This is a genomic window from Chryseobacterium sp. Marseille-Q8038, from assembly GCF_965111995.1.
On sequence record NZ_CBCOPN010000002.1, the window covers coordinates 239,801 to 254,455 of the forward strand.

Annotated in this window: 12 protein-coding genes and 1 tRNA gene; 7 read left to right on the top strand and 6 right to left on the bottom strand. The window is 34.6% G+C overall.

Features of this window, described 5'->3' with window-relative positions; all coding sequences use genetic code 11:
• The first annotated feature begins 97 nt into the window (after positions 1 to 97).
• A complete protein-coding gene (locus ACWPWS_RS15025) occupies positions 98 to 994 on the top strand; it encodes a 3-hydroxyacyl-CoA dehydrogenase (RefSeq protein WP_454047053.1) in 897 nt (298 codons plus the stop codon).
• Positions 995 to 1,351: 357 nt separating this feature from the next.
• Here ACWPWS_RS15025 and ACWPWS_RS15030 read toward each other — a convergent pair whose 3' ends face one another.
• On the bottom strand, positions 1,352 to 3,022 hold the full coding sequence (locus ACWPWS_RS15030; protein WP_454047054.1) for a glutamine--tRNA ligase/YqeY domain fusion protein: 1,671 nt from the start codon (positions 3,020 to 3,022) through the stop codon (positions 1,352 to 1,354).
• 153 nt (positions 3,023 to 3,175) lie between these two features.
• Between ACWPWS_RS15030 and ACWPWS_RS15035 the strand changes: the two genes are divergently transcribed.
• On the top strand, positions 3,176 to 4,306 hold the full coding sequence (locus ACWPWS_RS15035; RefSeq protein WP_454047055.1) for an alpha/beta hydrolase: 1,131 nt from the start codon (positions 3,176 to 3,178) through the stop codon (positions 4,304 to 4,306).
• Between the two features lie 449 nt (positions 4,307 to 4,755).
• Positions 4,756 to 4,923, top strand: coding sequence for a bacteriocin-like protein (locus tag ACWPWS_RS15040; protein WP_156121559.1), 168 nt, complete (start codon positions 4,756 to 4,758; stop codon positions 4,921 to 4,923).
• A gap of 14 nt (positions 4,924 to 4,937) precedes the next feature.
• Here ACWPWS_RS15040 and ACWPWS_RS15045 read toward each other — a convergent pair whose 3' ends face one another.
• Both ACWPWS_RS15045 and fbp read right to left on the bottom strand, forming a co-directional pair.
• On the bottom strand, positions 4,938 to 5,942 hold the full coding sequence (locus tag ACWPWS_RS15045; protein ID WP_454047056.1) for an o-succinylbenzoate synthase: 1,005 nt from the start codon (positions 5,940 to 5,942) through the stop codon (positions 4,938 to 4,940).
• Positions 5,943 to 6,959: a class 1 fructose-bisphosphatase gene (fbp, locus tag ACWPWS_RS15050; RefSeq protein WP_034695188.1), complete on the bottom strand. Its 1,017-nt coding sequence runs from the start codon at positions 6,957 to 6,959 to the stop codon at positions 5,943 to 5,945.
• 324 nt (positions 6,960 to 7,283) lie between these two features.
• Between fbp and ACWPWS_RS15055 the strand changes: the two genes are divergently transcribed.
• The 4 genes from ACWPWS_RS15055 (at position 7,284) to ACWPWS_RS15070 (ending at position 12,131) form a co-directional block, all read left to right on the top strand.
• Complete coding sequence (locus ACWPWS_RS15055; RefSeq protein WP_454047057.1) at positions 7,284 to 8,522, top strand: aspartate kinase; 1,239 nt, start codon at positions 7,284 to 7,286, stop codon at positions 8,520 to 8,522.
• Positions 8,523 to 8,544: 22 nt separating this feature from the next.
• Complete coding sequence (locus ACWPWS_RS15060) at positions 8,545 to 10,386, top strand: lysophospholipid acyltransferase family protein (RefSeq protein ID WP_209788296.1); 1,842 nt, start codon at positions 8,545 to 8,547, stop codon at positions 10,384 to 10,386.
• A gap of 109 nt (positions 10,387 to 10,495) precedes the next feature.
• Positions 10,496 to 10,568, top strand: a tRNA-Phe gene (locus ACWPWS_RS15065).
• Between the two features lie 213 nt (positions 10,569 to 10,781).
• Positions 10,782 to 12,131 (top strand): DUF3472 domain-containing protein, encoded by a 1,350-nt coding sequence (locus tag ACWPWS_RS15070; RefSeq protein WP_454047058.1) that lies wholly within the window; start codon positions 10,782 to 10,784, stop codon positions 12,129 to 12,131.
• Between the two features lie 54 nt (positions 12,132 to 12,185).
• Here the strand turns inward: ACWPWS_RS15070 and ACWPWS_RS15075 are convergent, their stop codons facing one another.
• The 3 genes from ACWPWS_RS15075 to ACWPWS_RS15085 form a co-directional block, all read right to left on the bottom strand.
• Positions 12,186 to 13,178, bottom strand: coding sequence for a hypothetical protein (locus ACWPWS_RS15075; protein WP_454047059.1), 993 nt, complete (start codon positions 13,176 to 13,178; stop codon positions 12,186 to 12,188).
• Positions 13,166 to 13,384, bottom strand: a complete 219-nt coding sequence (locus ACWPWS_RS15080; RefSeq protein ID WP_454047060.1) for a hypothetical protein — start codon at positions 13,382 to 13,384, stop codon at positions 13,166 to 13,168. Before ACWPWS_RS15080 ends, ACWPWS_RS15075 begins: the two co-directional genes overlap by 13 nt.
• Positions 13,385 to 13,448: 64 nt before the next feature.
• A complete protein-coding gene (locus tag ACWPWS_RS15085) occupies positions 13,449 to 14,642 on the bottom strand; it encodes a hypothetical protein (protein ID WP_454047061.1) in 1,194 nt (397 codons plus the stop codon).
• Positions 14,643 to 14,655 lie beyond the last annotated feature (13 nt).

Genomic DNA, 14,655 nt, shown 5'->3' on the forward strand with positions numbered 1-14,655 from the left:
TAAAAACATATCCTTATTTTAAGAGAGCAAAGACAGAACATTATTTTCAAACGGAGATTATCTACTTTAAAAACATGTTTAATTAAAAATAAATCTCATGGATTTTAAAAATATAACGATAGCAGGAAGTGGTGTATTAGGATATCAGATCGCCTTCCAGACTGCCTATCATGGTTTCAATGTTACCGTATATGATATCAATGATGAAGTATTGGAAAAAGCCAAGGGTAAATTCACCGTTTTAAGTGAAGCTTACCAACAAGATCTGGGAGCAACACAGAAACAATTGGATGCAACCTTTAAAAATATCAGCTACTCATCTGATCTTGCCGAAGCAGTAAAAGATGCCGATCTGCTGATAGAGGCAGTTCCTGAAGATCCTGCAATTAAAATAGAATTTTATCACAAACTCGCTCAGGTAGCTCCTGAAAAAACAGTATTTGCAACGAATTCTTCCACTCTGCTTCCAAGCCAGTTTGCTGAAGATACAGGAAGACCGGAGAAATTTGTAGCGCTCCATTTTGCCAATGAAATCTGGAAACACAATACCGGAGAGGTTATGCGCCATCCGGGAACTTCTCAGGAGGTATTTGATTCTGTAATCAAATTTGCAAAAGATATTGGAATGGTCGCCTTACCGATCCAGAAGGAGCAACCTGGATATATTGTCAACTCATTATTGGTTCCGTTGCTTGGAGCCGCAGTTAATCTCTGGATTGATGAAGTATCAGATATTGAAACAATCGACAAAACATGGATGGTAGCCACCGGAGCTCCTGTAGGACCATTCGGTATTCTGGATGTTGTGGGAATTACAACGGCATATAATATCAATAAAATGGAAGCTGAAGAAACTCAGGATCCATTAAAGATCAAAGCCGTAGAAAAATTAAAAGAAGATTATATTGACAAAGGAAAACTGGGAGTGCTGACCGGGGAAGGATTTTATAAATATCCTAATCCTTCATATCGCGACAAAGATTTTCTGAAATAGAATCTTATACTTCAGATTTTAAACTATTAAGAAAGCAGGCCTTATTATAGGTTCTGCTTTTTGTTTAAGATTGATTCTCTTCTAAAATATCTGTTGGAAAACGCGAAGGCGCAAAATAATTTTTCCGAAACGTTTTAAGGCGCAAGGATTTATCTCCGATAAAATTGAACACTGTTGATTTCTAAAGTTAAAAATATTGATTGATTAGATTGTATTACACCTGCTGGAAATCTTCGGTTTCTTTGCTCCTTAAATATTCACCCATGTATAAAATTCTTAGCGCCTTTGCGTTTTCCAACAAAAAAAGCAGAACTTCAATGAAGTTCTGCTTTATGTATTATATATTTCCGAAAATTATTAAGGTTTAAAAGAATCTTTCAGTGTTACTGTACGGTTAAATACCATAGATTCATCCGTAGAATCCTGATCTTTTGTAAAGTATCCTATTCTCTGGAACTGAAGAGGTTCACCCACAGCTACGTCTTTCAGGCTTGGCTCAACAAAACCTTTCACGATAGCCATAGATTCAGGGTTGATGAAGTTTAGGAAGTCAACATCTTTTTCTGCATCAGGCTGTTCTACTGTAAACAGCTGATTGTAGATTCTTATATCTACAGGAATGGCATGTTTTGCAGATACCCAGTGTAGTGTTCCTTTTACTTTTCTTAAACTTTCTTCTGTTCCGCTTCCAGATTTACTCTTCTCATCGTAAGTAGCGTAGATGGTCGTGATCTCTCCATTCTCATCTTTCTCAACTCTTTCAGCTTTAATGATGTAAGCAGATTTCAAACGAACTTCTCCACCTAATTTAAGTCTGAAGAATTTATTGTTAGCTTCCTCTTTGAAGTCTTCACGCTCAATATATAATTCTCTTGAGAAAGGAACTTCTCTTGTTCCTGCATTTTCCTGCTCAGGATTATTTTCAGTCTCCAACCATTCTTCTTTGTCTTCAGGGTAGTTTTCGATCACTAATTTTACTGGATCTACCACTGCCATTACACGCTTAGCAACCTTATTCAGGTCTTCACGTACACAGAAGTCAAGCAATTGGATTTCAATAAGATTTTCTCTTTTCGCAACCCCTACTTTATCAATAAAGTTTCTGATGGCAGTTGGAGTAAATCCTTTTCTTCTCATTCCTGAAATGGTAGGCATTCTAGGGTCATCCCATCCGGTTACCGCTCCTTCTGCTACCAATCTCTGCAGCTTTCTTTTGGAAGTAATCATATAGGAAACATTCATCCTTGCAAATTCTCTCTGCTTGTTTTTAACCCTTCCTTCTTCGTAAACCTGATCCAAGTACCAGTTGTACAATGGTCTGTGATTTTCAAACTCCAAAGAACAAAGTGAGTGTGAAACTTGTTCAATATAATCGGATTCACCGTGAGCCCAGTCATACATTGGATAAATTTTCCATGCAGTACCTGTTCTGTGGTGAGGTTTATTCAAAATTCTGTACATCACAGGGTCACGCATATTCATGTTTGGTGAAACCATGTCGATTTTTGCACGAAGAGACATTGAACCACTTTCAAATTCTCCGTTTTTCATCCTTTCAAATAAATCTAATGATTCTTCAACCGGACGGTTTCTGTATGGAGATTCAATTCCTGGTTCTGCAGGATTTTTTCTTTGCTCAGTAATCACTTCAGACGGCTGCTCATCTACATAAGCTTTTCCTTCTTTGATTAATTGCACTGCCCAATCGTAAAGCTGCTGGAAGTAATCGGATGCATACAAAACTTTATCCCATTTGAAACCCAACCATTCAACGTCTTTCATGATAGAATCTACGAATTCCTGTTCTTCTTTTTCAGGATTCGTATCGTCAAAACGAAGGTTTACGGGAGCATTGTATTTTTCGCCCAGTCCAAAGTTGATGCAGATGGCTTTTGTATGCCCTACATGCAGATAACCATTGGGTTCAGGCGGAAAACGGAAACGGATCTGATCTCTTTTCAGTCCGTTTGCCAGATCATCTTCTATAATTTGCTCAATAAAATTGAGTGATTTTTTTTCTTCTTCCATTAAAGTAGCTTTTATTTTTTAGCAAAAAAAGTTTCACAAAGTTACGGAAAAATAAGCTTTGGTAAAAGTGATAATTTAAAAGCCTTATCTATTGTTATTCAATATTTTTCACTAATTTCGGGAAGCTAGTACCATTTTAACCAATTATCCGCCATGGCAGTTTATATCTTAAGCAACCGGAAAATTATCAGACATAAAGGCGAAAGAGTAGACTCTTTTTCCAATGAAGAATATTCAATTCCTAATTTCAGGATTGCTAAATGCGATTTTGATAATTATAAGGAACCAACCGCTCAGGCGAAAAAGAAAAAAGATTACACCAACAGAAATATCTTAAATTACAAACTTCTTTCCGAACCAGAAAAACAAGGATATGAAGAAGTTTTAGATGTTTTATTGAGTGAAAAAGGAATTAAAAACTCCCCTCTTACAGCCAATAATCTCGGTGGAACCCAAAGAATGTTTTACGAACTGTACAAAAATATGTCTTCCACAAAAGACAGGAGTGATGTACTGATATTCATCCATGGCTATTTGTATGATTTTGATGATGAGTTAAAGGCTATCCTTGATCTTAAGAAAATATTCATTGATAATCCGGCATCACCTGTAGAACATATTTTATTTGTGAGCTGGCCCGCTTCCGGCAGTATAATCCCATTGAGTTATTTTGATGATAAGGCCTCCAGCATCAATTCCGGAACATCTCTGGTAAGGCTGTTTTATTTCTATACTCAATTTTTAAAAGATATCTTTTCCAACCGGGATCTTGCTCCCTGCAATCAAAGAATCCATCTTATGGCTCACTCTTTGGGAAACAGAGTGCTTCAAAGCATGTTATACAGTCTTAAAAGAGAAAATATACTGCGTGTTATTGACCAGGTTCTCCTGTTGAACGCTGATGTAAGCTATAAAGTATTCGAAGATTCAGAAGACTCATTCAATAAGCTGCCATTATTAGCCAACAGGATTTCCATTTACTTGAACCGACAGGATATTATTCTGGGAGCTTCTCAGTTTACGAAAAATATCCTGACTCCAAGGCTTGGTAAAAACGGACCAAGCGATATTGCTCACTATAAAGACATTGTATCTGTTATCGACTGTACATTCGTAAAAGATGATTTGCTTGATAGCTTTAAATATGAAGTGGGAAATCATTGGGGATACCTCTCAAGCTCGCAGGTACAGGAAGATATCTTTCAAAATTTATACGGAATTGACAGAAATCTTATCACCAACAGATCTAAAGATAGTGAAAACATTTTCACAATTATTTCTTAACAAATAATTAAAATAATCCCTGAAAAATGAATTATAAGTTAAAAATTAACTAAAATTCATCAGTATGGCACAATGATTGCTAATTCAAAGATTAGGGAATTACAATTTTTAATTATGGGACAGATTAAAAAAAGGTTTTCTGATATATTAGATTATATAAAGAAAGCTATTTTCGTAAAAGATGTGATTTAATTGTGTAACAACCTCTAAATTCACAAAATATCCGATCAAAAACTGCCAGGTCTTTCCTACAGACCGGAATAAAAACATTCAAACGTTCTGTACAGGAAGGGATTGTCAGGTAAAAAAACTGAGACCAACCAAACTCATATTCGATACAATTTAAATATTACAGAGGAATTGTTAAATATTATTAAATAATTCCCCACTTGTTGTATAATTCAAAAAAGTTATCGACATTTACTTACCAATCAAATAAAATCAATAACATGAAAAATCTAAAAAAAATCAAAAGAGGAGAATTAAAAACAATCAAAGGAGGAAGACCACCTCTTGGATGTAACAGCTGGAATCCGGTGGCTATGTGCTGCAGATCATGGGCTCCTGACTATTGTGGGCAAACTACATGTCCGGATTCACCTCCACCATTGTGCTAATTAACTTTTGACAGTTATGTTTTGAACCATAGCAACTCATTTCTGAGTTCAAGATCGGATTCAAAATTATTAATAAATAAAGCTCCAGTGCCTAAACCTTGAGGCATTGGATTTTTTTTGGTAAATGTATACTGGGCAATAGCATTCAAGCCTATATTACTCTCCAATGCTGAAGTAATCCACCAACTGATATTCTGTTTTTCGGCAAGGGAAATCCATTCATCTGAACCAGAAAAACCTCCTATCAAAGCAGGCTTTAGAATAATATACTGCGGTTGTATTTTTTCTAACAGCTTTTTCTTTTCTTCAGGATCAATAATTCCGATAAGCTCTTCATCCAATGCAATCGGCGTAGGTGTTTTGGCGCATAATTCTGCCATATCATCCCAGTTTCCTGCTTTTATAGGCTGCTCAATAGAGTGAATATGAAGATCGGCAAGCTGCTGTAACACAACAATCGCTTCTTCCTTACTAAATCCTCCATTCGCATCTACACGAAGTTCCAACTGGTCTTTGGAAAACTTTTCTCTTAATTTCTGGAGAATAACATGTTCAGATTTCCAGTCAACACCAATTTTTAATTTAATGCAATGAAATCCTTTTTCCAGTTTCTCCTGAATCTGTTCTTCCATATACCCTGCATCTCCCATCCATATCAGACCATTGATGGTAATGGCAGATTTTCCTTCCGTAAACTCACTTGGAAAATAAAGACTGTCTCCATATTTCAAATTCTGAACTGCCTGTTCATAGCCAAACCAAATGGAAGGAAACTCTTTCAGTTCTTCTTTTAAAAAAGCCGTATCCTGATTGATATTTTCACAAAGCCACTTCAGTTTTTCTTCATAATCAGGTCGGTCATCAAAACTCAGTCCTCTGAAAATAGCACATTCTCCTACTCCCTTTTTTTCGTTTTCCGAAATTGTAAGAATATAGGTTTCTTTATCAAGCAAAACGCCGCGAGATGTTCCACTCGGGCGTTTAAATTGTAATAAATATTGTAAGTAAGTTGCTTCCATTTATTTTACGCTGTCAATACGCATAAATTCTTCTGCTTTCTCCACCATTTCAATACTTCCGCAGAAGAAAGGAATTCTCTGGTGAAGTTCTGTAGGTTCTATTTCCAGAATTCTTCTGAATCCGTCTGTCGCTTTTGCTCCGGCTTGTTCAGCAAGGAATGCCATTGGATTACATTCGTATAATAATCTTAGTTTACCATTTGGAGCCTGCGAATAGGAAGGATAAATATAAATTCCTCCTTTCAGCATATTTCTGTGGAAATCTGCAACTAATGAACCGATATATCTTGAAGTGTAAGGACGGTCACCTTCTTCCATCTGGCAATATTTAAGGTAATTTTTTACTCCCTGAGGGAATTTAATATAATTTCCTTCGTTGATAGAATAGATTTTACCTGTTTTTGGGAAAGTCATGTTAGGATGAGAAAGATAATACGTTCCTAATGAAGGATCCAATGTAAATCCGTTTACTCCGTTTCCTGTTGTATAAACGATCATTGTAGAAGAACCGTAAATAACGTATCCTGCTGCAATCTGATTGATTCCTTTCTGTAAAAAGTCTTCCAGCTGTACTGGAGTTCCGGGTTCGGTAACTCTTCTGTAGATAGAGAAAATAGTTCCTACGGAAACATTTACATCAATATTGGAAGATCCGTCTAAAGGATCGATCAGTACAACATACTTACTTAAATGACCATTTTCACCGCATTTGATATCAATAAAATCATCATTTTCCTCAGAAGCAATACCACAAACAACCTCTCTTTGAGACAAAGCCGTAATAAAAATTTCATTAGCGATTACATCCAGTTTTTGCTGCTCTTCTCCCTGAACGTTTTGGTTTCCTGCAGCTCCTGTAATATCTACAATTCCGGCTTTATTTACTTCTCTGTTTACCACTTTCGAAGCCAATCTTATTGCACTTAGAAGACGAGAAAATTCACCTGTAGAATACTGAAAATCGTCCTGCTTATCTATAAGAAATTCTCCTAAAGTCTGTAATGGTTGATTTGACATATTTTTCTTTTTACGTTTTGCCCAAATTTCGGAAAATTTATCGCATTAAGAAAATTTAATTAAAAAAGAGATTACTCACTGTATATCAACCAAATACAAATAAAACATAACATAATACCTGGTCTTTATTAAAAATTAGGTCTCCTAATTTGTTACATCAGACTCCTGAAAAATTAAAATTATTTCATTATTTGTTGATTTTAAGGAAATCTTAATTCCATCTCCGCGTAAGACTATTTCATATCTCGTTGTAAATTTATAATTTTGACGTCCGTAAAAAACTCATGTAATTTTTTATCTAACAATTTTATTTTTAACAATTTAATGAAAATTTTCAAGTTTGGTGGAGCATCGGTAAAAGATGCTGACAGTGTAAAAAACGTGTCCATGGTTCTAAAAAGCCAGGGATTTGCCAAATGTTTGCTGGTAATTTCAGCAATGGGCAAGACGACAAATGAGTTGGAAAAAGTTGTAGAACTTTATTTCAAAAAAGATAACTATCAAACTGAGATTGAAAAGATAAAACGAAAACACATGGAGATTGCGGAAGGACTATTTCCTGAAAATCATGCGGTTTTTGCTGAAATCAATCTCTTTTTTGATGATATTGATTCTTTTTTACGAAGAAATAAATCTCCTAATTACAACTTTGTGTATGATCAGGTGGTAAGCTGCGGAGAAATGATTTCTACTAAAATCGTGAGTGAATATCTGAATGAAATCCAGTTTATTAATCAATGGCTGGATGCCAGAGATTATGTAAAAACGGATAATTCATACAGAGAAGGTACGGTAGACTGGACAAGAACAGAAGAATTTATTTCCAATCTTAATCCTGAAATCTGCTATGTAACTCAGGGATTTATCGGTTCTGACGACAATAATTTTACGGTGACATTAGGAAGAGAAGGTTCTGACTACTCTGCTGCTATTTTTGCTTATTGCTTAAATGCTGAAGCAATGACTATCTGGAAAGATGTACCGGGAGTAATGACCGGAGATCCAAGAAAGTTCAGTGATGTAAATCTTCTTTCCAACATTTCTTATGAGGAAGCTATTGAGATGGCTTATTATGGTGCAAGTGTTATTCACCCAAAAACATTACAGCCACTCCAGCAAAAGAACATTCCTTTTTATGTAAAATCTTTCATAGATCCTACCAAAGAAGGAACAAAAGTAGGTGCTTCCGAAAAAAACCAACAAGAAGAATCTTATATTCTAAAAGAAAACCAGGATCTTTTGAAAATCTCTACAAGAGACTTCTCTTTTATTGCAGAAGATCATATGAGCCTGATTTTCGGATTTTTATCTAAATATAAGATCAAAGTTTCCCTAATGCAGAATTCTGCGATCTCTCTGGCATTGTGCCTTGAGGATAAATTTAACCATCTTGATGAGCTCAACGAAGAGCTTCAAAAAATTTTTAAAACCGAAGCAATTAAAAATGTATCTTTATTCACAGTAAGAAATGCGAAGAAAGATCACATTGATAAATTTTACCATGAAAAAAATGTATTATTGGAACAGATTTCCAAGAACACTCTTCAAATGGTAACACAATAATATTAATTGCGACTAAACACACATGAGTTTAATTTCGAAAAACGATCTGATCCAAGCTTCCGGCTTAAATAAAATTGGGTTTCTCAAGAACCCAATAGCATCTGCTGTGATGAGCATTGCTAAAATAAACGAAGTAAATAAATTATACGATAAATTAAAAGACAAGGAAGGCAAAGACTTTTTCGACTCATTTGTGAGAGAAAGAAACCTAAGCTACGTAGCTTTTGAAGAGGATCTGGCAAAGATTCCGAAAACGGGACCGTTTATTCTGGTTTCCAATCACCCGCTGGGTGCTATTGACGGGATTTTAATGTGCAAGGTCTTATCAGAGGTTCGTCCGGATTTTAAGGTAATGGGAAATTTCCTTTTGGAAAAGATCAAACCTATGGAACCGTATGTAATCGCTGTAAATCCTTTTGAAAACAGAAAAGAAGCTTACAGCAGTTCTTCAGGAATGCGTGAAACACTCAAGCATTTACAAAACGGAGGCTGCGTAGGTATTTTTCCGGCAGGAGAAGTTTCCAACAAGAACAATCCTTACGGAGAAATTTTAGATAAGGAATGGGAAAAAACGGCACTTAAGCTTATCAGAATGGCTAAAGTGCCGGTAGTTCCTATGTATTTCCACGCTAAGAACAGCCGACTTTTTTATCAGGTGGCTAAACTTCACCCGAATTTGCAGACTTTGATGCTTCCTTCAGAAATGATGAATGACAGGGAAAAACCTATCAGAATCAGAATCGGGCGTCCTATTACTGTAAAGGCGATGGACGATATGGAAACAATTGAGGAATTGGGAGAGTTTCTGAAACGTAAGGTTTATATGATGAAATCTTACTATGAAAAGAGAAAATCCCTTGCTCAAAGCATCAATCTTCAGAACTTATCGGTGAAGTTTCCTTTATTGAAGGAAGAAAACATTGTTCAGAATATCATTGATGAAACACCTCTGGAAGACATTATTAAAGATGTTGATAAATTGAGAGGAACGGATAAAATGCTGTTCAGTAACGGAAATTATGAGATCTATTTTACGACTTATGAGGAAATTCCTTCTATTATGAGGGAAATCGGACGTCAGAGAGAGCTTACTTTCCGTGCGGTAGGTGAAGGAAGTAATCTTCCGTTTGACCTGGATGAATATGATAAACATTACCACCATCTTTTCCTTTGGGATAATGGGGAGAAAAAACTGGCTGGAGCTTACAGAATGGCACTGGGTAGAGAGGTAATGAAGAAATATGGTATCAAAGGCTTTTATACAAGCTCTTTATTTGAGTTTGAGCAGGACATTCATCCTTTCTTTAAAAAGGTAATTGAAATGGGACGTGCCTATATCTGCCAGGAATATCAGCAGAAACCACTTCCGCTTTTCCTTTTATGGAGAGGAATTGTACATGTATGCCTGAGAAATCCTGATCATAAATTCCTTATGGGTGGTGTGAGTATTTCCAACAAATTCTCAGAATTTTCAAAATCACTGATGATCGAATTTATGCGTTCAAATTATTTTGATTCTGCGGTGGCTCAGTATATCACTCCAAGGAATGAATACAAAGTAAAGCTTCGTGACAGGGATAAAAACATTTTCTTTGAGGAGATGGAATCTGACCTTAACAAGCTGGACAAGATTATTGATGACCTTGAGCCTGAATTGAGACTTCCTGTTCTGATCAAAAAATACATCAAACAAAATGCTAAAGTAATTGCTTTTAATGTTGATCCCAACTTTAATGATGCGATTGACGGATTGATGTATATCCGAATCAGTGATCTTCCGGAAAACACGATAAAACCGGTATTGGAAGAGATGAGTGAACAGATCAGAAAAGAGCAGGAAAATAATCCGGCTGATAATCAGTAAGTTTTTAACTTTATTCAAAAAAAGTACGATGAATACTTGCTTTGTATACTAAAACTTACTACTTTTGCATCACTTTAAAACAACGAAGTAAGTCAAACAAAAATATAATGGTTTCTTAGCTCAGTTGGTAGAGCAATGGATTGAAAATCCATGTGTCCCTGGTTCGATTCCTGGAGAAACCACTTTAAAACCTCTAATTCATTTTAGAGGTTTTTTTGTTTTTTATCTATTCCCTATTTTCTTACGCCTACCCTCTTACTGCCCTATTAAAATATAAACTCCCTTCCTATTTGTTCAAAAAAACAAGAAATTAATCAAAATTATGGGAATTATTTCTTTCCCATTTAATGAGTAAAGCTTAATTTAGTAGGTGAAACCTAATTACAAATACAATTATGAGAGTAAAATTATTAGCCAATACTTTTCTGGGTATTGCCACTCTGCTTATTTTTCAATCATGTACAGAAACCCCTATGGCAACAGAGGACACCGTTACAGCACAAAAAAATACCTCAGCTTTAAAAAATACATCATCCTTCAGCGTTCCGGTTGCAGGAAATTCTTTTTTAACGGTAAAACCTTCGGGAGCCAGCGAGGTGATCACCTCCACTAACTTAGGAAACTGGACCAACTCTAATACTGTCATCAGTACTTATTTCAGAGTGAGTAATACAGGAACATTAAACCTTGGATTAAAAGCTTCTGTCCCATCAGGAACAAGTGTTGTAAAAATAACGGTAGGAAATACATCCAAAAATGTGACTCTAACAGGATCTTCGAATAAAGAGTATACTGTTGGAGATTTTACCGTTTCTACTCCAGGTTATGTGAAAGTTGACCTTCAGGGAGTTTCAAAAACCGGAGGATATTTTGCAGATGTTACAGCTATTACTTTCAGTGGAGCAGCTTCTACGGGAACCAATATTTACAGCAATGATCCCTCATACTATTATTGGGCGCGCAGAGGACCTTCCTGCCATCTGAACTATGTAGTTCCAACAACCGATAATGTTAGCTATTATTACAACGAAGTAACAGTTCCTGCAGGAGAAGACAAAATCGGTTCTTATTTTATGGCTAATGGCTTCAGTGCAGGCTATTTTGGGATGCAGGTGAACTCTTCCACAGAAAGAAGGATTTTATTCTCTGTATGGAGCCCATTTGATACTGACGATCCCAATACTATTCCTCCTGACCACAAAATTATCCTCAACAGAGCGGGTACCGGAGTAACCATCGGAGAATTTGGCAATGAAGGCTCGGGTGGACAAAGCTATTATAAATACAACTGGAGCGCCGGGCAAACCTATAAATTCTTATTAAAAGGGGAACCGGATGGCACCGGAAAAACAGACTTCACCGCCTGGTTTTTATCTCCGGATACCACCACATGGAAGCTGATCGCCAGCTGGAAGAGACCCCAAACCAGCACTTATCTGAAAAGCTTCTATAGTTTTGTTGAAAATTTCAATCCCGAAAATGGATACCAGGGCAGAAAAGCAGAATTTAAAAATCAGTGGGTAAGAACTTCCACTGGTAACTGGGTTGCCATTTCAGGAGCCAAGTTTAGCGTAGATAATACCTACAATGCACAGCAAAGAATAGATGCAATGGGAGGAACAAGCGGTAATGCTTTCTTTTTACAAAATGGAGGATTCTTTAACACAACTGTTGCACCTGGCTCACAATTTTCTGTTACTGCACCTACACAAGCTCCTAATATCAATTTTTCTATCCTTCCTTAACATTTTATCCTAAAATTAATCAGCCAGTTACTTTATTAAGAACTGGCTTTTTTATTATTCTGTTTCATGATCTATAATTGCTTGAACTCGGCTTAAGCTTTCTTTTAAATCAGAAAGTCCATAGTATTTATTCTTTTGAAATACTGAAATAATATTTTTATCTTTTACGATACTATTATAAAGAACACTCTCAGCATTCCAAATTGCATTTCCTGAATTAACCCCAGCAAAATTCAAATAAAATGGATCAACTGTATTCCCAATATAAGCAAGAATTTTATATTTTTCTTCTGATGTAAACTTGGTATTATCTTTCAATGCATATCCAAAATTCTCTAAAGCATTCAAAAGCCTGTTCTCGTCTGATTTTGTGTGCTCTTTTATATACTTTAACAAGTCAACTCTTATTTCTAATTCTCCCTTACAATTTTTAACAAAAATAATATCACCAATATCGGAGGAATTTTGAAAATTATTCAAATAGTCATTCATCGTCAAATCATTGAACTTTGGTTCTTTAGTATATCCAAAAGTTTTTACCATTAATTTCACAAACCTTACATCATTACTTATCAACCAGTCAACATAAGATTTATTATCATTAAACATGTACATATTTCTAGCAACAATTGTTTGGACATTCTTTTTCCGAATTTCATTTAAGCTAGCAATATCTCTCCAGTGTGGAATTTTAATATCCGAATCATTTATGCTTGATTTTCTTGTTACATCGAAATTCTCAATGCCATTTAATTTGGGATATATTTTTTTATACTCAATAAGTTCTGGTATATAATAAAAATCTGTAAATATTTTTCTTTGTTTATCGACAAACAATCCTTCATAATCAATCCCGTTATTATGGTACATAACAAACTGTTTATCACATTTATCAAAAAAATTGATATATAAAAAATTTGATTGAGAATTTGGGTCGATAATTCTTTCAAAAATATTTTTGATTTTTTCATTAAATTCATCAGTGCCCAAAGTACTAAAACCATTTGATTTTAATAATTCATCAGCTGTTATTGCTACAGCTTCCAATTCTTTAGTTTCAAATTGAATTTTTTTAAGCCTGCACCCGCCTCATCTATTGTAAAAGTTGACCCTTGTTTAAGTTGTTTGATTAAAGCTGTTTTGATAAAATCATCACCCGGATTTTTAATATCTCCAATAGATTTCTTTTCTTGTCCTTTATTATTACCACCTATGAATAGTAGAATAACTGTTAAACCTTTTAAGATTTTCATCGTATTAAATTTGTGTTTTAGAAGTAAAAAAGCATATCATGAGATATGCTTTAGTTTTATTAATTTAATCTGGTGCACCAACACTATCAAATAAATCTGCATATTCGATCATTGATTTTAAATTGGGTAAGTTATAATAATTGTTTACTTTATATTCATTCTTAACTTTAGTCCAATCTTCTTCACCTATAAAATCTCTGTAATCAGCTAATATTGTCATTTCACCCCAATTTTGACCATCATGATGAGACTTTTTAAATATTGGATCATAAATATTTGCCAGAGAAGCTAAAATCTTCATTTTTTCTTTATCACTAAAATTATTTTTAGGCTCGTTGTTGATAAGCTTAGAGCTTAGATATTTTAATATCAATATATCTTTTAAATTCTTTGAGTTATTATAAAAAGATTCATACGAATTAAGAAATGAAGTTCTTATATCTAACCCACCATCACAATTTTTGGAAGCAATATAACCCAAAAGTTCCTGGTTATTATTGAGTGAATTTAAATTCAAATGATTAATAACAAATTCATTAAATTTTGGTTCTTTATCATATCCAAAAAACTTGATAAGATTTTTAACGAAAACTTGATCATTCTGTACCAGCCATGTCGTGTATGATTTATTATTATTGAATAAATACATATTTCTAGCAACAATTGTTTTAATATTTTGCTTCCTTATATTTTTTAAATCAGCTATATCTTTCCAGTAATATATCTTGACATCTGTTATATGATTATTATTCTCAGCATCTTTTTCATATTGCAATAATTCAGGATCTTTAGTATAATCCAATATTTCAGGGATGCTGTATAAATCTGAAATGAAAAGTCCATTTTTAAAAACATATGTACTGTATGGATTAACATCAATACTATTTGAGTTTTTAAAAAGATTAAAGTCTTTTGAGCATTTATCTTCAAAATTAATATGCAAATACTTTGATTCCGATCTCGGATCAATTATCCTATTAAATACTTTATTGACCGTATTAGCAAAGTCTTCCCTACCTGGCTTTTTGTATCCATTATCTTCTAATTCTTTTGATATGATAGATTCAGTAGCTTCTAAATCTTTTAATGTAAATTGATACGTAGGATAATCTGTTTCATTTTTCTCTCCACTTACTCCGGCTGACAGCTGTGATTTAAGAACAGGTAGAAAAGCGTTTTTTATACCCAATAACGTATTTTGTGAATAAAATTCACTCGATATTAAGATAGCCAGAGAAATTATAATGTTCTTTATCATTGTTGTGTTTTTA